Here is an 18170-nt window from a genome sequence, read left to right as displayed (position 1 = left end):
ATATATGGATTACACGAAGATTACAACATTTGGTGCATTAAAAACTTCGGGTTATAAACCTAAAACAATAAAAGAAGAATTGCGTCAGAATCTGATTACAAAAATAAAGGCGGGTGAAACCGTATTTAATGGAGTACATGGTTATGAAGATACCGTTATTCCAGAACTTGAAAGAGCAATTCTTTCCAAACACAACATTAATTTCTTGGGCCTTCGCGGTCAGGCGAAAACACGTCTAGCTAGGCTCATGGTCAACTTATTGGATGAATATGTGCCTATGGTTCAAGGTTCAGAGATTAATGATGATCCGTTTAACCCTATATCGCGTTATGCGCTAGAACTTCTGCAGGAGAAAGGCGATGATACACCGATAAGTTGGCTTGGTAGAGGTGATCGTTTTGCAGAGAAACTGGCTACGCCAGATGTGACGGTCGCTGATTTGATTGGTGATGTAGATCCCATCAAAGCCGCAAATTTAAAACTGAGCTATGCAGACGATCGCGTGATTCACTTTGGTATGATTCCTCGGGCAAACCGTTCTATATTTGTCATTAATGAGCTGCCTGATCTTCAAGCTAGAATCCAGGTAGCCCTCTTCAATATATTGCAGGAGGGAGATATTCAGATCCGTGGTTTTAAGTTACGCTTACCGTTAGATGTACAATTTATATTTACTGCAAATCCGGAGGATTATACCAATAGAGGAAGTATTGTGACGCCACTGAAAGATCGCATAGGATCGCAGATACTCACACATTACCCTGCATCGGTAGAGATAGCAAAGGCAATTACAGCGCAGGAGGCAAACTTGGAAGCGGCCCAGAAGGAGCAGATATACGTCCCTGAGCTGGCTAGGGAATTAATTGAGCAGATAAGCTTTGAAGCACGAAATAGTGAATATGTTGATGAAAAGAGTGGCGTGAGTGCGCGTATGAGCATTACAGCATTTCAAAACTTATTGAGCACCGCTGAATTGCGCATGCTCAGAAGCGGGGCGCAAGCAACTGCAGTACGGCTGAGTGATTTTATGGGTATTGTGCCTGCGATAACCGGTAAAGTTGAGCTCGTTTATGAAGGCGAACAGGAAGGAGCGGGTATCGTCGCATTGCAGCTGATAGAAAACGCGATTAAAAATCTTTTTCCGATTTTATTCCCAAAAATTGAGAAACTGGAAAGAGAAAACGAGCGTTATCCCTACGACGATATTGTTCGTTGGTTTTCAGAATCAGAGGGGATCGAATTATCTGATGAACTCAACGATTCAACGTATCAGCAGGTTTTGGATCAAGTGAAGCCTATACATGCTTTAATTCAGCAATACCAGCCGGAAACGAAGCCCGAAGATCTCCATTTTCTGACCGAATTTGTATTATGGGGACTTACGCTCAACAATAAATTAAGTAAATATAGGTTGGGGACTGGCCTTCAGTTTCAAGATAACTTTCAGGGATATCTGAGAAATAATCTGTAACAGGCAACTAGTAACATGATGGGTAAGTGTACAGCGTAAACTTACCCATCTGGTTTTTAATTAGGTCTCACAAGGAAAAAGAGCGGATAACTATCTTTTCATTAAAATTAAGTCTATCGATAGGCCAATAATAACGACGACGACAGTAAATGACAGATACCCTAAAATATAAACTGCGAGCGCTTTTAAATAACTGGGTATTTTGTAGGGATCGAAAAATTGTCCAATAGCCCAGACACTATATAGCATAGCGACGATGCTAGCTTGCACCATAACGCTTGTATGTGTTACACCTTCTACTAATGCAAAAATAGTATAGATCAACATCGTCATTCCTAAAATAAAACACAGCAGGATGACAATTTCAAAAAGATTAAAACCGTATTTTTTAAAAAATAATTTAGCCCAGAAAGCGATAAACAATCCTATTATGATATTGGCGTAACCATAGTGGTCCTGGATCCAGAGGTATATCGACCCCGTGGTAGAATGCTGGGATTCGTAATAACTCACATATTTGTCGTTTACATGAAAAAAATGGCTTACTATAGAGTATATCAGTGAGGTGATGATGATAAAAATAATGGGTTTTACCAGGCGGCTTCGGTTCTCGGCAATATATTTTTTTACATTTTTTCCTGGTGTGGTAATAAGTTCACGAATCGTGTACAAGATTCCACGCTCGAAATGAAGGACATGTTCAATTTCGTGGACGATATAATGCGCATCAATTCTTTTAAGTACCGCTGGCTGTCCACATTTCGGACAGAAATTCAGTGTTATATCAGTCCCACAGTTTTTGCAATTTGTCATGTTTATACTATGCTATAGGTAATAAATTTGTTAATATTTGAGGATTCTATCCTTATCCTGTTATGTAGATCGTTGGCCATTGCTTCTTATCGATTAGAATTTGTCCAAAAATATTATAGATTATGTCAATCAATGCTACACCTCAGTGTAGTTTTATACAAACCTCCTTCTCCCGCGAAGAAAATAGAATTAATGAGCTTTAGTGTAATCACCCCGTTCGCAGAATCTTTTGTTTATTTTGTTCAACCATTTAAGTAAAACTATTATATTTGCAAAATACTTGAGTAGTCAAGTATTTTGCAAATAATAATATGACCGCAATTAATACGATTTTGAACATTATAAAAGTTCAATCTGTCATCACCAAAAAGTTTGATGGGTTGAGCTTGCATGGACTAAGTCTGACAGACTTTATGATCCTACATATTTTAAGTCAGGCTTCCGGGAACCGGTTACGGCGAATTGATCTGGCTGAAAGTACCGGTTTAACGGCCTCAGGGATTACACGGATTATTTCACCTATGGAAAAGATGGGGCTTGTTGTAAAAGCACACAATGATCGAGATGCCCGGGTCAGCTATGTGAAGCTTACCGCGGCTGGTGATCGAATTTTTAAAGAGGCTACTGTTACCGCTGAGCATATCGCCAATAAGCTATTGGACGGAATGGCCGTAACAGATCTCCTTATTTTTGCTGCGCAATTGAAATCATTGGGTGGTGATTTATAACTTTAATTTAAAAGCACATGAACAAAATAGATAAAAAACAATTGAAAGCCGAATTCCTGGAAAGTAAACCATTGATGGGAGTTTTAACAATTTACAATAGCGCCGAAAATAAAACATATATCGCAGATAGCCTGAATTTAACCGCTCTTTCCAACAGAATCAGATTTATGTTAAACATGGGGCAATTTGACAACAAAAACTTGCAGGCGGATTGGAACCGAATAGGTGAGGGAAATTTCCTGTTTGAAAATGCAGTTATTATTCCATTTGAAAACGACAAAATCATTGATTATAAAAAAGTCGTACTTCACGCCGCAACTGAGTTGAAGAGTAAAGTGAAAGAAACAACAAGTATCTATTGATATGAAAAGAAAGACGTATTTGTATCCCGGTTATGAAGCCGGAAGGAATCTGGCATTGAAAAATATCCAAGGCCCCATTGTAAATCTCAATTTAATTCAGTTGAGGAAAATCGCGGACTATACTAATTTTACGGAGATCGCGCCAATCAAAGAAATTTCTGGATACGATGCTTTCATGAATTATATAGAGCTAGCCAAACCTTTTGTGGAAGAAAGCGGCGGTGAGCTACTTTTTGTTGGGCATGGTGACCGGTTTCTGATAGGGCCCGATCAGGAACAGTGGGATATCTGTATGCTGATTAAACAGAAAAGTGTGTCCGATTTTTTTTCATTTGAACAAAATCCAGCTTATATGAAGATTATAGGGCATCGGATTGCAGCTATCTCGGATTCAAGACTTTTACCCTTGGAAAATGTCCCGTTTTAAACGATACTTATCATAAAAAAGCATCGCTAGTCGCTACAGATGGATCTAGATTAGCGATTGCACTATCAATTTGGCCATTAATAATTTTTTCAATAAATGCTTTAGCGAAGATATCAACCTTCTTGGCATCATCCGGGATACTGGACTCTACCGTTGAGTTACAACTCAGCAATCCGATGAGAATGGTAAACAAAAAATATATTTTTTTCATAATTTATTTTGGTTATTAGAATAGGTTACACACCTATAAATATAATTAAATTGTCTATTTGCATGTTTATCCACAAGGATTTTTTTGTTAAAACACGTAAAAAAGATTATTTATTCCGCGAGGTGTCGCTCGGAAGTAGATGCTATCATTGACAGGACCATGAAGCCAAAGCGATTACAGGTGTCAAAATGCATATTGTCTATTTTATAAAGCTAAAGCGGTAGCGGTAGCGGTAGAAGCTTAGGTGAAGACCAGTTTAATAGATTAAAAATGTGGAACGACAGCATCGTTCCACAAAATGTTTTTCAGTGTAGTATTGTAGGATTCTTTTTACAGTATTCTTATCGAATCAATTCAGAAATTTAAAATGATGAGATAGGCATCTCCATTCATTTCAGCAATTACTTCTCTTGAGTCAAGTTTACTTATGAGACAAATGTAACTTAGAATAGCAGTAGAAAGAATATGAAAAAGATACTTTTTTATGTGAAAATGGGAATATTTGGTTTTTTGCAAAAAAAATATCATCCTCTTTCATAATATTTTAGGATCAAGCCTGGAATATCGAAAAATTTATCCAGGAAAAATCTTACCATTGTCAAATTAATAGATCTGAGTATGACCAAAAACAATGAACTTCAGGTCGCAATAAAGCATATTGCTACCTAGTTTGAAAGATAAAGTATGAGCTCAAATTGGTACAATATGATACATTGTATCAATTTTACGCCGATTTGTTCCACCATGCTGAATTGTCATAAAAATTCTGTTGATTAGGCCTTTGTTTGTTATAGCTTTGGATTAGATCTTGTGTTTAACTTCATCAAGAATTGCCCTGTAGAAAATTACTGCGATGAAAGCCGATCAATCTCCTGTTGATTCCTTCGGATGGACGTTAATGCTAATTTTTTAAGTTATAGCAGATCAATTATAAATTCGTTCTATTCCATATAACCACATGAAAAGACAACATCGCTCCGTTTTTCTAAAATCTATTGTTTTAAGCAGCACAGCCTTTTTGGTTCTAGGTGTTCTTTTTTCCTGTTCGAGTAATCGAGGATTTTCGGGTAAGCAGGAGTGGATATATCGCCGTGAACTTGATCGTTTAAAAGAAGTGGCAAAAAATAACCTAACAGACAATATAAAGGAGTTCAATGCTTACGAGCACCGGCCAAAATCGGACGGTGCTTTTGACGAATCCAACAACAAAGAATTCTTGGTCAATAACATTCCGTATTTTGAGAGTTCCAACGATACCCTAAGTCGCGTGTATAATTATCGTTGGTGGATGATCAGCAAGCATCTTCGGGATTATTACGATCCACATGATTCAAAGAAATATTGGGTTATAACAGAATTTTTCGGGTATCCCGCCTGGGGATCCCTGAGTGGAGCGATTACCTGCCCAACAGCGCATCAGTTTTACGATGTACGTTGGCTTCGTGATCCAAAATACCTTCGATCTTATGCCGAATATTTTATGCTTGGATCAGCTTCCAAAATAAATCAACGCGAAAATGGTAATTTTTTAACCCATTTGAGCCGGCCCGAAAGTGTTCATTTTTCCAGCTGGATGGTCGATGGTATTGAATCATTTTTAAAAATTCATCCCGATCAGGCCTGGACGCAAAAGATGCTTCCCGCAATGGAGACCCATCAGCATCTTTTGGATAGCCTATTCACTGTAAAAAATCCAAATGCGAAGACCGACGGCATGTACAAAATTCTGGATCTGTACGATGGGATGGAGTTCAGCCTTTCGGCGGTACTTGGCTTAATTGAAAGTAAAGGACCTTATGCTATTTATACCGATAGTACCTTGAGAGACCTTTATTTAGGTTGGGGGACGACAGGCAAGGTAGCAAATACGACTGCAGCGAAGAACTTTCCATTAGCCTTTACCAAAGGTTATCCTGATTTTTATTTGGTGCGCCCATCCGTTGGAAGTTATTCCTTTGGAAATAACAACGCATTGTACAATCTTTATAGACTGGAACAGCAACAACATCCTTCGATTACGAATAAGGCGAAAGCAGATTACTATAAGGTCAGAAGCCAGGAAATACGCCGAAAATTTCTCCAGACGCTTTGGAATTCAGATGATGGATTTTTTAATACCTTAACAGCTGGTGACAACGCCTATGGCGTTCGGGATTACGAAGCGCGGGTGCGGGAATCCGTTGGTTATACCCCTTGGTATTTCAATATGATACCGCCTGCGGATAGTAAAAAGTATGAGGCAGCCTGGACGATGTTTACTTCTGAAAAAGGTTTCAATAACCATAAAGGAATGACCACGGCCGAAAGACAACATCCCTATTACAATGAGCAGGCTTATGCCTGGAACGGTAGAGGATGGCCTTTTCAAAACTCGGTCGTCTATAAGGCATACAGCAACTATTTAAGAAATTATAAAAATCAAATCACTGCGCAGGACAAAGAGACCCTGTACGAACAAATTATGAAGCTTACCCGACTTCACGGTTATACCCACCCAAATATCGGTGAATGGTATATACCAAGTGATGGCGAGCAATTTGGTGGACAGAATGATTATTTTCATTCAACCTATCCTGACATGATCATAGCAGATCTCATTGGCTTTAAGGCGACCCATCACAACAGCTTTCAGCTTCAGCCGCTGATACCTGCGGGCAAAATGGATTATTTTTACCTCGGAAACTTAGACTATCATGGGAAAACGATCGACATTGTCTGGAAAGAAGACTGGGATCAAAACAAACCAGGAAAACAGCCTATGTTATGCATTTGGGTAGATCATGTTTTAAAGGCAAGCTGCAAGAATCTTGGTGTCAAAATAGACGTAAATTTAGACTAATCAAGACATTGCGAGCTTACAATAAGAGGAGCAGTGTTCTGTTCGCGCTCAAATTACCCCATTTAATTATTGAAATGTGTTGACCGTATAGTAATGAATTTATTAAAAGTGTATTTATGTAGATCGATGTTGTAGTTAAATTGTGTGTAGTTAGAAATTAATGTTATTTAACAATTGGTTAATAATATATTGTATATATTGTTGTTGCTAATAAACCCTTGTTATGAAGAAAATAACGTTACTTTTCCTATTACTTTTTGTAAGATATGTGCTTTTTGCTCAAGGAGAGCAAGTCCAATCTTATAATGTTGACCAACAACGTATTGACAATGGACTTCCTGTAAATTGGTTCTTAGCAGAATCAAAGGGATATACGTTCACTATGGAAAAGCATAGTACGTACGCCGACAAAAAACAGCTAAGAATTAGCAGCATGCCTGATGGCAATGGCTATTCAGGCGTCATGATGTTGAATATCCCTGAAAATCTAGAAGGAAAAGAAATTATTTTTGAAGGGAAAATTAAGACAGAAAACATAGCTGAGGATGGATTTGCTGGATTGTTTCTTCAGTTAAAACCCAAAGTGGATATCGAGAATATGGAGGCTACAAAACTAAATGGAACACATGACTGGCAGACTTTCGGCGTTAGACTCAAGTTGAAACCGAAGGAAACGCACAGTATCGCCATCGCAACCTATCTTATCGGAAAGGGGACTGCTTGGTTTGCTGATTTAACCCTTAAAATAGATGGCAAGGATTATACACGGGCCTTGAAATATCCCAGTGTAAACAAGGCTGACACCTTGTACAACTTTAATTCACAGTTGAACGAATTCCCCCTTACACCTGTCAATATCGAAAAACTGGCACATGTAGCCCAGATCTGGGGGCTATTGAAGTATTTCCATCCGGCTGTTACCTCAGGTAAATGGGATATGGATACCGAGCTTTTTAAATTTCTTCCAACCCTGTTAGCGAGTCCGGATCATCATACTTCGGAGCGGATGCTTGCGGCCTGGATTGGACATTTCGGTTCTTTCCACTCTAAAACAGCGCAGCCAGCAGATACCGAAGCGGAAATTGCAACGGAGGCGGATGATCAATGGATCGACAAATTGCCTTATTCCGACAAGCTGAAGGATACCCTAAAAAGTTTGTGTCATGTTATGCCGGTAGTTCCAAACCGATACATAAGTTATCTTAAAGGAGTAGGAAACCCTGTGTTTGATGAATACAACTACAAAACAGTTCCTCTCTCCGATGTAGGTTTTAGGCTGTTGGGATTGTTTCGGTATTGGAATGCAATTCACTATTTTAACCCCAATCAAAAACTTATGGCACAACCATGGGATAAAGTCTTGTCAGATTTTATTCCAGTATTTGTAAGGGCAACTTCCAAAGCATCATTGGACGCTGCTTATCTTCAACTTTTTTCTAAAATTAATGATACACATGCTTTTGCCTCGCTTTCGGATTTTTATTATAGGGGTGTGTTTGGAAGCCGTGGCGTAGCCTTTAAAACGTGTTTTAACCAAGATCAGTTGGTGGTTACGCAGCTAGGAGATGATCAATTTAAGGCCGGGCAAGAATTGCAGATTGGGGATGTCATTCAGGAGATCTCGGGCAAGCCCATTTCTAGTATATGTGACTCATTGAGGCAGTACGTTGCGGCTTCTAATGAAAGCGCACGTAAAAGGGATCTTCCAAGGTGGATGTTGCGAACAGAAGATTCTTTAATGCTTCTAAAAGCTAGTCGGGAGGATAAGGAATTCGCAATTTATGTACCCACTCGTAAGATTAATATTATAAAAAACTTTTCAGAGGAGGCCAAACCTGCCATTCGTAAAATGAAAGGTGGTATTGTGGTTGTCGATATTGGTACTTTTAGGGATTCAGATACTAAACGGTTAAAAGATAGTCTTCAGAATCAGAAAGGGCTTATTCTGGATTATCGGAATTACCCTTCCGCGAGCGTACATTATGAATTAAGTGATATGGTTTTTCCGTCGCAACAGGAGTTTGTAATTTTGTCGATGAACTTTGGCTTGCGTCCAGGGCGTTTTCTATACAGAAGTTCGGATAAAGTTGGAGCACAAAATCCCAATGCCTTCAAAGGCAAAATCGTCATGTTGGTAAATGAGACTACTCAAAGTGCCTCCGAATTTCAGGTGATGGCATTTCGCACCATACCGGGATCTCTAGTTGTTGGCTCTCAAACCGCTGGAGCAGATGGTAATGTAAGCAGTGTGCCATTACCATTGGGTTATTCAACATTTTTTTCGGGGTTAGGAGTTTATTATCCTGATAAAACTGAAACACAAGGGGTCGGTATTGTGCCTGATAGAATTGTATATCCCAGTATTTATGGTATTCGGGAAAAGCAGGATGAGTTGCTTCAAGCTGGCATTGATGCTATCTTAAAGCCATAATTATCTTGGCCCGCAACATCGAATCATTAACGCATTATTTAAAATATGACAAACTAATCTTTTGCTTTTATTGTTAGAATTTGTAAGAGTTTAACAACATAATCATTTTGAAATATATGCTTAATTACGATTGTTTAAAGAAATTAAAGATGTGTGGCGGAAAAAATAATTCAACCGGATTACTTCTGGCAATGGTGGCGGGAGCGGCACTTGGTACATTGGTAGGTGTATTGGTGGCACCAAATAGTGGAAGAAAAACGCGAAAGAAAATCAAGGAAAAAACAAGGGATCTCAAAGAGCAGGCAAAACATAAATACGAAGAAGTAGCCGATAAAGTGAAAGAAGAGTATGATCATGTGTCATCCTCAATTAGCGAGACAGCAGGCCATGTGGCTGATAAGGTCTCTGATGAATTTGATAAGTATAAAGATCAAATAAGTGCTAAGACTGCCGAAGAGACAAAAGCGATTAAGGATGCAGTTAAAGATCAAAAAGAAAAATAACTTTTGATTCAAACAGCAGAACTGGCAATAGACATTGTGCGGTCTGCTGTTTCTTTTTTGATCTTCACCTCTTAAATTATAATGTCCATACCCAGATGGATCATTTCTCCCATATCCAATGGTAATCCGATGGTTTTCGTTAGCTTTCAGTATCTTAGTGAAATCCGGCTCGAAATTCCAGGGGCGAAAGTTTGGTTTTTGTTTTAAACAATTTGCTGAATGACTGTGAATGTTCAAAGCCTAATTCATAGGCGATTTGACTAACAGAAAGTGCCGTTGTTGACAATTTCTCCTTTGCTTTTTCAATCAGTTTTTCGTGAATATGCTGTTGGGTGCTTTGCCCCGTTAGTACTTTAAGCAAACTGCTGAGATATTTAGAGGAAATATTTAAGCTATCTGCGATATATTGAACGGATGGAAGACCCTTTGAGATCAAACCATCTGTAGAAAAATAAGCATTCAGCAGTTCTTCCAGGCGATTTAAAACCTGATGATTGGCTTTCTCTCGCGTCAGGAATTGTCGGTTGTAAAAACGCTCCGAATAATTCAGTAATGTTTCGAGGTTTGATACAATAATGTTCTTGCTGAATTTGTCCATATTTGCTCGATATTCCCGTTGGATATTTTCAATAATATCGTTTAGTGTTTTCTCTTCACTTTCTGAAAGAAATAAAGCTTCATTTGCCGAATAATCGAAGAATTCATGCTCTTTAATGGTTTTCGCCAATGTGGTATTCCATAAAAAGTCCGGATGAATAAGCAACATCCATCCGCTTCGGTTTACGTTTGCAACAGCATCATTTTCTTCCAGTTTCAGCAATTGATTGGGCGACATAAAGCCGAGTACACCATTGTCAAAATCAAAGAGCTGCTGCCCATAGCGCATTTTGCCTGTGACGCCTCTTTTATTGGAAATGACATAAAAATCAAACAATAAGGCCGAAGCATCATCCAAAGGAGAACGTTTCATCTTTGAATAGTCCACAATACTCAGCAATGGATGCTCAGGCTGTGGTAAGCCTCTTAATTGATGAAATTCACTGATCGTTTTTATATGCTGTGTTCGACTTTGTGGCATATAACAAATTTATAAATAATTCTGATGAACATCTTCCAATAAACCGATATGCGTAGGCGACCAATCTAATTGCTGCTGTGTCTCAAAACTTGTCGCCGGGCTATCGAAGGTGATGAAATGGCTCAGCCATTGGAAATGTTTGACAATATCTTCACCCCGTAATGAAGTAACAGGCAAATGTAATTTCGTGCCGATCAGTTCAGCAATTGCACTGATTTTAATGCCAGTTTCGCCAATAGCGTTGTACAATGCCCCAATTTCGGCTTTCTCGGCCGCCTTGCAGAAAACTTTTGCAGCGTCTAAGCGATGAACTGCTGGCCAACGGTTGTCCCCATTTAAGGGATAGGTCGAAACACCATGATTGCGCGCAAATTGGATTAGACTTGATGTGAAGCCTGCCATAAAGCCAAGATCACTGCTGCCGTGAACAGAGGGTGGTAAGCGAACCACTGAAGCATGGACACCTTTTGCTGCCAGGGCCATTGCCGAAGGTTCTGAACCTCTTGGTGAATTTAGGAGTGTACTTTCCTCCGTGACGAACCCGTTGATAAGTGGTAGACCCAAGGTTCCAGCTGTAACGACAAGCCGTTTTTGTGTACCGAGCAGCACTTCGCCCATGGCATTGATCGCATTGATATCAATTTCGGCAGCTTTTGCATATTCATTTGCAAACATGAGATCGTGGGAAAACCCCGTATGGATGACGGCGTCGGCGTTTGAAGCGGCTTGTTTTAATATATCCAAGTGTTGAAGATCGCCACGGATTACCTCAGCACCCAAATTGGCGATTATCTCTGCTGATTTTTCTGAGCGTGCTAAACCAGTTACTTGATGTCCCGCATCGATCATTTCTTGAACGACTGCTGAACCTATGAAGCCCGAAGCTCCAGTTATAAATACTTTCATAATCTTTTTTTTCTTGAGACAAAGTTCTGTGTAAAGTTGCCCGCAGATGTATCCAAATGTCAGAATGTTGTAGCCATCTTTCAGAAAATCGATGAACTTGTATTTCGTAAGCTGCAGTATTTTTCAAAACAAGGCTTCTTTCATGAAAGGAGTATCGTATTAAAACCTCGAAATGATCAGTCAAACTGTCCCATATACAAACGATAATATTTACCTTTTTGCTTTAAGAGTTCTGCATGCGAACCGAACTCGGCGATTCTCCCTTTTTCGATCAGACAGATTACGTCGGCATTCCTTATGGTCGAGAGTCTATGGGCAATGACGAAGCTTGTTTTGTCTTGCATTAACCGGTCAATACCTTCCTGAATAGCAATTTCAGTGCGTGTATCGATTGAGCTGGTCGCCTCATCCAATATTAAGATTGGCGTGTTGGCCACAGTTGCCCGGGCGATGTTAATTAACTGCCGCTGTCCCTGACTCAGATTGGCCCCGTCATTGGTCAATTCGGTTTTATACCCTTGTGGCAGTTGCATGATAAAGCTATCTGCGGCAGCAAGCTTTGCTGCCGCTATCACTTCATCATCCGTTGCGGTGAGCCTGCCATAACGGATGTTTTCCATGACCGTATCGGTAAACAAATGGGTGTCCTGAAATACGATAGACAGTTTTTTACGCAGTTCATTGCGATCCAACTTAAAAATCGATGTCTTGTCTAAAAGAATATCCCCGGATAGCAAAGGGTAAAAGCGAGGTAGCAAATTGATAATTGTCGACTTGCCGGCGCCAGTCTCACCCACGAAAGCGATCTTTTGTCCTGGTTTTACGTCGATGTCAATATCAAATAAAACCTGTTTTTCGGGTACATAGCCAAAATTTACATGCGATAGTGTCACTTGGCCCTGAATCGGGACCGGCATTGGCAATGGATCTATCGTTTCACTTTCAGGAGCAGTGTCAATAACAGCAAAAATACGTTCTGCGCCCGCAAGAGCTGCCTGTAAGCTGTTGTATTGGCTGGAAATCTCGTTTACAGGCCGTCCAAATTGCCGTGCATACTGTAAAAATGCAGTTAATCCCCCTAAATCAAATCCACGTGTGATCACTAGAATACCACCTGCGATGGTAGTCAGCGCGTAATTAATGGTGCTCATATTCGCCATCAAAGGCATCATCATTCCAGAATAAAACTGGGCCTTTGTTGCTTTTTCTCGCAGTACCTGATTAAGCTGCTCAAATTGTTCGATGGCGGCGTTTTCGTGGCCAAAAACCTTCACTACCTTTTGTCCGCTGATCATTTCCTCCACATAGCCATTGGCATTGCCGAGCGCAGCTTGGTTGGCGGCAAAAAAACTCTTGCTTTTGTTGATGATCAGTTTCGCCAGATATAACATCAGCGGAATCATGATTAATGCAATAATCGATAGGATAGGGCTGATATACAGCATGAGGGCGAGTGTCCCCAACAAAGTAATTGAGCTGATTAAAAGCTGTGTGATACTATTATTCAGGGCATCGCTTACTGTATCCATGTCATTGGTGAAGCGACTCATCAGATCACCATGCTGATGGGTATCGTAAAATTGCAAAGGGAGGTACTGCATGCGGTCGAACAGATCATTTCGGAGGTTAGAAATCGTTTTCTGTGCCACTTTTATGGTCAGTCGGTATTGCAACATGTTGAAAATTCCTGTAGCGATATAAATTCCGATCATGACCAGGGCAATATGTCCTAGACCAACAATATCTTTTTTGAGGACATAATTGTTGATCGCAGGCCGTAAAAGGTAGTTGCCTGCCAGTGTCCCCGCAGTTCCCAGCAAAAGTGAAATTAAAATCAGCAGGAGCATCAGCCGTTGCGAAGAAAGGTAGCGCATCAATCGCCATAAAGCTTTAAATCCCTGTTGAGGCTTTTCATTTTTAATGCGTCTTGAACTACCGGGGCCAGGTAAACTCACGGGAATGGATTTGTTTGAGGTACTCATTAGGCATCTTCTTTTTGCAGGTGTTGTGACTGATAAATTTCCTGATAGCTGGTATTTGTTTGCAGAAGTACATCGTGTGATCCAGAACCGACAATGCGGCCTTCTTCCATGACCAATATTTGGTCGGCATGCATGACGCTCGAAATACGCTGCGCGATAATCAATAGTGTGGTGTTCTGCAGATAATTTTTTAAACCTTCACGTATTTTTCGATCGGTATCGATGTCCACAGCACTTGTACTGTCGTCCATAATCAAGATTTTAGGTTTCTTCAATAAAGCCCTAGCAATACATATGCGTTGTTTTTGTCCTCCCGAAACATTGACGCCTCCTTGTCCCAGTAGTGTCTGATAGCCGCTGGGAAAGGAGCGTATAAAATCGTCTGCACAGGCAATCCCGGCAGCGGCATAAATATCCTCTTCTGTTGCCTGCTCATTTCCCCATTTGAGATTTTCTAAAATAGTTCCTGAAAAAAGTTGGTTCTGCTGCAACACAATCGCAATCTGGCTGCGCAGTTCCTGTAGTTGGTAATTTCTGACATCGATGCCATCTACTAAAACGGCACCTTCAGACACATCATATAGTCGTGGAATTAATTGTACCAAAGTGCTCTTTCCCGAACCTGTGCCACCTATGATTGCTAGGGTAGTCGCAGGCTTTACTTCGAAGCTAATATTGTCAAGGTTGGGTTTTTCACTTTGTGTGTTGTAACGGAAAGTGACTTGCTTAAATGCGATCCGTCCCGTTGTAATGGCGTATCTATTTTGAAGGCCTTCCGCAGTATCCGTTAAGGAGGGTTGTTTCTCTAAAACTTCTTCAATTCTATCGCCAGAAGCGATTGCCCTTGAAATCATCATGAAAGTCAATGAAAGCAGCATCAAAGAAATAAGGATTTGCGTGATATAACTTAGAAATGACATCAATCCACCCAGCGCAAGCGTTCCGGTCATTACTTTCTGTCCGCCAAACCAAGTCACGGCAACAAGCGACAAACCCATCACCAATTGCATGACAGGCATGATAAGGACAACGATGCTCGAAGCTTTGGTGGCAACATCCATCAGATCGAAATTCACTTTGTCGAATTTCTTTTTCTCAAAATCCTGTCGTACAAAAGCTTTTACCACCCGCACATTGAGCAGATTTTCCTGCACAACACTATTGACACGGTCAACTGCCTGCTGCATCTTGATAAAAAAGGGGAGTCCTTTGCGTAATAAAATAAAAATACTTAAGGCCAATATAGGCAATGCAATGGCCATCACGATGGACAGATCCTTATTAATAGAAACTGCAAAGATAATGGCAAAAACCATCATAAGGGGTGCTCTTAGAAGCATACGCAAGCACATCATCATGACTTGCTGCATCATATTGGTGTCGTTGGTGAGCCGTGTTGTAAGCGAGGCCGAACTGAAATAATCGGTATCCGCAAAAGCAAAGGATTGTATTTTTCGAAACAAGGCCGTCCGGAGATTCGTCGCAAAACCCACCGACGCGTGTGCAGAGTAATAGATGTTGCATAAATTGGCAACGATAGCAACGATGGCTAATCCGATCATGGCCAGTCCAATTTTCAAAATGTAGTTGATATCTTTATGCAAGATTCCGTCGTCGACAATGATAGACATCAGACGGGGTTGTACAATCTCGCAAAATACATCGATCACAACGAAAAAAGGAATAATCAAAAAAGCCTTTCTAAATGACTTGGTATAAGGGGTAAACGTGGAAAGCTTCATCTGCCTGTATATCCATTAAATCATCTAGTCCAGTTTGTAAGCCTGAACGCTGTTACTCCTAACGGTAGGCACATACAGCATACCTGAAGATTTGTCGTATCCGATATCGGCAGCGTTTATCTTTTTGTCACGTGTGTCAAGTAATACAGCATTGGAGCCGTCAGGTTTGACATGGTAGATCAGTCCTTGCCAGCCAGAAACTACAAATTCGTTGGGTTTAATTTGTACGACACCGTCCAATCCGCCTTCCATACCTTTCGATATTACGGTAGTTTTTTTATCCTGATCTATCTTAACAAGCGCGCCATCCGATAGCACATACAAGTCTTTGCCGACAGCCAGCAACCCATTTGCACCTTTTAGGTTTTCGGCATACAGCATAGGAGAGTCGTTTTCAATGCGATAGATTTTTCCAAGTCGCGTATCACTTACATAGACGATACCCTTTGAGTCAACAGTAATGTCATTGAGCAGCTCAGCACCATCGATGGTAATTCTTTTGACGATGCTTGCTTTATCTATATCGATGACGGCAATGGATTTAGAGAATGCTTCAGCCGCATAGAGCCGGTTTTTGTGGATTCCTATACCCAAAACAGCATTGAGTCCTGTAACCCAATCTCTTTTGATAAATTTTCCGTCCATATCCAGTTTACTGATGAATGCTGTAGTATTAGGTTCGAAGGCGATCGTATTTGAAACATAGAGTACTTTGTTTTTGGCATCTACCCAAACGGACTCTGGAGATCTTAGGGTGGTGTCCGATTGCCATTGAGGCGTTAAAGACTTCTGTCCAAATAGGACTTGTACAAACATGATAAGGGTTAATGTTAACGTAATTTTCATAGAAAATCGGATTGAGATTTATATTAGTTTAATTTATTCGAATTAAATAACGATTACCCAAGGGAACTTTGGTCTTCCGCTAAAGAAGAAATAGTTGTAGTCAAGAAAAAAATCGACCATTGAGTTCATTTAATATACAGAATTTAGATCGTATTGTTTTCTTTTTTCGAAAGAAAACCTCATCGGATCGCTCAGATCAATTACTTCTTTATAAATAAACTGGTGCAGCATTTATTTTCAATATACAGCAAAATTACTGTACGCCCATTAAACGTATTTATAAATAATTTTTCGTTTTATACAGATTTATGGAAGCTGTTAATTTCTTGTTAATAGTTCATTAATGGTACATAATAACTTTGATTTCAAGAATAACCCCAGTAAAACTTTAGTCTTCCGGAACAGCGGGGCAGTATGGGGACTAGCATTGAAATAAACCAATATGTATAAACCAGTCTTCAACCATTTATAAAAAAATCACTTAATTATGAGTATTAAACAGCAAACAAAAGTATGTATAATCTTCTTGTTGATCGCTTTGATGATGTCCTGTTTGAAGAGCGAAAAGAAGATTGAAGAATCTATCCCGAAAGAGGAGGCCAAAAAAGCGAATGGCAACAATGGGCTTTCCGCGACAGGCGATGTCGTTGGGCAGATTACCGTGGGATACCAGGGCTGGTTTTCCTGTGCGGGTGACAATTCACCCATGGGAACACATTGGTGGCACTGGACTGAGGCTTGGCAGCAGACCCCGAGCCAGGGTAATTTCCATATTCCTTCTTGGCCTGACAACAGCGAATACAAAAAAAAATACAATACCAATTTACCGGCATTGGGCAATGGCTCGCCTGCATCTCTGTTTTCTTCATTTGACGATCAGACAGTCAATGTCCAATTTAAATGGATGAAGGATTACGGTATCCACACGGCGGCATTGCAGCGATTTAATCCCACAGGGATAGAAGGTCCCATTCGTAATGCGATTACGGCTAAAGTTAAAACTGCCGCCGAGCAACATGGTATCAAATTCTATATCATGTATGATGTGTCGGCCTGGGTTAATATGCAGGCTGAGATAAAAAATGATTGGCTAAATCTGATGAAACAATATACCCAGTCTACTGCCTATGCCAAACAGAACGGCAAGCCTGTGGTCGGTATGTGGGGATTCGGTTTTAATGACAACAACCATCCCTGGTCGGCAGCCGTCTGTCTGGAGGTTATTCAGTGGTTTCGCGATCAAGGCTGTTATGTCATGGGCGGTACGCCAACACACTGGAGGTTGCCACAAACAGGAGGAGATTCGAGACAAGGCTATATCGATGTCTACAAATCATTTGATATGTTGTCACCTTGGATGGTAGGCCGCATCGGAACCATTGCAGACGTGGATCATTATGCGCAGCATATCCAAAATGCTGATCTACAGTTTTGCAATTTAAATAACATAGACTATCAGCCCTGTGTATTGCCGGGGTCACTGCAGGAGGGCCAACGAAAACATGGTGATTTTATGTGGCGACAATTCTATAATTTGACCGCGCTTGGTGCCAAGAGTATTTATGTGTCCATGTTTGATGAGTACAACGAATCCAATCAGATAGCGAAGACAGCTGCAACTCAACAGGATGTTCCTGTTGGGCTGGGGATTAAATCTATGGATGAAGATGGGACTGTTTGTTCTTCAGATTATTATCTCCGGATTACAATGGATGGTGGAAAGATGCTAAAGGGACAGATAGGGCTAAGCCCAAATAGACCAACATCCCCTCAATAAGTCAACTTTAACGTACACAATTGGTTTATATAGTTTAATTAGTGTAGCCGAATC

15 protein-coding genes are annotated in these 18170 nt (G+C 40.4%); 8 read left to right on the top strand and 7 right to left on the bottom strand.

The window, feature by feature from the left end; translation table 11 throughout:
* The first annotated feature begins 4 nt into the window (after window positions 1-4).
* Window positions 5-1471 carry a sigma 54-interacting transcriptional regulator gene (locus GVK91_RS10305; protein WP_159728532.1) on the top strand — a complete coding sequence of 489 codons (1467 nt, stop codon included), beginning with the start codon at window positions 5-7 and terminating at the stop codon, window positions 1469-1471.
* A 90-nt stretch (window positions 1472-1561) separates the two neighbouring features.
* Here GVK91_RS10305 and GVK91_RS10300 read toward each other — a convergent pair whose 3' ends face one another.
* A complete protein-coding gene (locus tag GVK91_RS10300; RefSeq protein ID WP_159728530.1) occupies window positions 1562-2284 on the bottom strand; it encodes a DUF3667 domain-containing protein in 723 nt (240 codons plus the stop codon).
* A 311-nt stretch (window positions 2285-2595) separates the two neighbouring features.
* Here GVK91_RS10300 and GVK91_RS10295 point away from each other — a divergent pair, with 311 nt between their 5' ends.
* The 3 genes from GVK91_RS10295 to GVK91_RS10285 are packed head-to-tail and all read left to right on the top strand — an operon-like array spanning window position 2596 to window position 3801.
* Window positions 2596-3012 (top strand): MarR family winged helix-turn-helix transcriptional regulator, encoded by a 417-nt coding sequence (locus tag GVK91_RS10295; protein ID WP_159728528.1) that lies wholly within the window; start codon window positions 2596-2598, stop codon window positions 3010-3012.
* Window positions 3013-3029: 17 nt separating this feature from the next.
* Window positions 3030-3374 (top strand): GIY-YIG nuclease family protein, encoded by a 345-nt coding sequence (locus tag GVK91_RS10290; RefSeq protein WP_159728526.1) that lies wholly within the window; start codon window positions 3030-3032, stop codon window positions 3372-3374.
* A gap of 1 nt (window position 3375) precedes the next feature.
* A complete protein-coding gene (locus tag GVK91_RS10285; protein WP_159728524.1) occupies window positions 3376-3801 on the top strand; it encodes a DUF1330 domain-containing protein in 426 nt (141 codons plus the stop codon).
* A gap of 10 nt (window positions 3802-3811) precedes the next feature.
* On the opposite strand, the gene GVK91_RS10280 is transcribed toward GVK91_RS10285, so the two are convergent.
* On the bottom strand, window positions 3812-4012 hold the full coding sequence (locus GVK91_RS10280; RefSeq protein ID WP_159728522.1) for a hypothetical protein: 201 nt from the start codon (window positions 4010-4012) through the stop codon (window positions 3812-3814).
* A gap of 958 nt (window positions 4013-4970) precedes the next feature.
* On the opposite strand from GVK91_RS10280, the gene GVK91_RS10275 reads away from it, so the two are divergent.
* The 3 genes from GVK91_RS10275 (at window position 4971) to GVK91_RS10265 (ending at window position 9785) form a co-directional block, all read left to right on the top strand.
* Complete coding sequence (locus GVK91_RS10275) at window positions 4971-6851, top strand: hypothetical protein (protein WP_159728520.1); 1881 nt, start codon at window positions 4971-4973, stop codon at window positions 6849-6851.
* Window positions 6852-7074: 223 nt separating this feature from the next.
* Window positions 7075-9282: a S41 family peptidase gene (locus GVK91_RS10270; RefSeq protein ID WP_159728518.1), complete on the top strand. Its 2208-nt coding sequence runs from the start codon at window positions 7075-7077 to the stop codon at window positions 9280-9282.
* Window positions 9283-9398: 116 nt separating this feature from the next.
* The gene (locus GVK91_RS10265; protein WP_200845588.1) at window positions 9399-9785 is read left to right on the top strand and encodes a YtxH domain-containing protein; all 387 of its coding nucleotides are present in this window, start codon (window positions 9399-9401) and stop codon (window positions 9783-9785) included.
* A gap of 154 nt (window positions 9786-9939) precedes the next feature.
* Here GVK91_RS10265 and GVK91_RS10260 read toward each other — a convergent pair whose 3' ends face one another.
* The 5 genes from GVK91_RS10260 to GVK91_RS10240 form a co-directional block, all read right to left on the bottom strand.
* Window positions 9940-10863 (bottom strand): AraC family transcriptional regulator, encoded by a 924-nt coding sequence (locus GVK91_RS10260; protein WP_159728515.1) that lies wholly within the window; start codon window positions 10861-10863, stop codon window positions 9940-9942.
* Window positions 10864-10872: 9 nt separating this feature from the next.
* Entirely contained in the window at window positions 10873-11769 is an 897-nt protein-coding gene (locus tag GVK91_RS10255) for an SDR family oxidoreductase (RefSeq protein ID WP_159728513.1), read from the bottom strand.
* Window positions 11770-11945: 176 nt separating this feature from the next.
* Window positions 11946-13751, bottom strand: a complete 1806-nt coding sequence (locus GVK91_RS10250) for an ABC transporter ATP-binding protein (protein WP_159728511.1) — start codon at window positions 13749-13751, stop codon at window positions 11946-11948.
* Window positions 13751-15493, bottom strand: a complete 1743-nt coding sequence (locus GVK91_RS10245; RefSeq protein WP_159728508.1) for an ABC transporter ATP-binding protein — start codon at window positions 15491-15493, stop codon at window positions 13751-13753. The genes GVK91_RS10250 and GVK91_RS10245 overlap by 1 nt, the downstream gene beginning before the upstream one ends.
* Window positions 15494-15517: 24 nt before the next feature.
* The gene (locus GVK91_RS10240; protein WP_159728506.1) at window positions 15518-16339 is read right to left on the bottom strand and encodes an ATP/GTP-binding protein; all 822 of its coding nucleotides are present in this window, start codon (window positions 16337-16339) and stop codon (window positions 15518-15520) included.
* Between the two features lie 487 nt (window positions 16340-16826).
* On the opposite strand from GVK91_RS10240, the gene GVK91_RS10235 reads away from it, so the two are divergent.
* A complete protein-coding gene (locus GVK91_RS10235; protein WP_159728504.1) occupies window positions 16827-18116 on the top strand; it encodes a glycoside hydrolase family 71/99-like protein in 1290 nt (429 codons plus the stop codon).
* The last annotated feature ends 54 nt before the right edge of the window (window positions 18117-18170 follow it).

The sequence above is a fragment of the Sphingobacterium sp. 18053 genome (genome assembly GCF_902706145.1).
Classification (GTDB): domain Bacteria; phylum Bacteroidota; class Bacteroidia; order Sphingobacteriales; family Sphingobacteriaceae; genus Sphingobacterium; species Sphingobacterium paramultivorum.
Note: the sequence above shows the minus strand (reverse complement) of the source record. Positions and strands in the feature narration are given on the sequence as shown.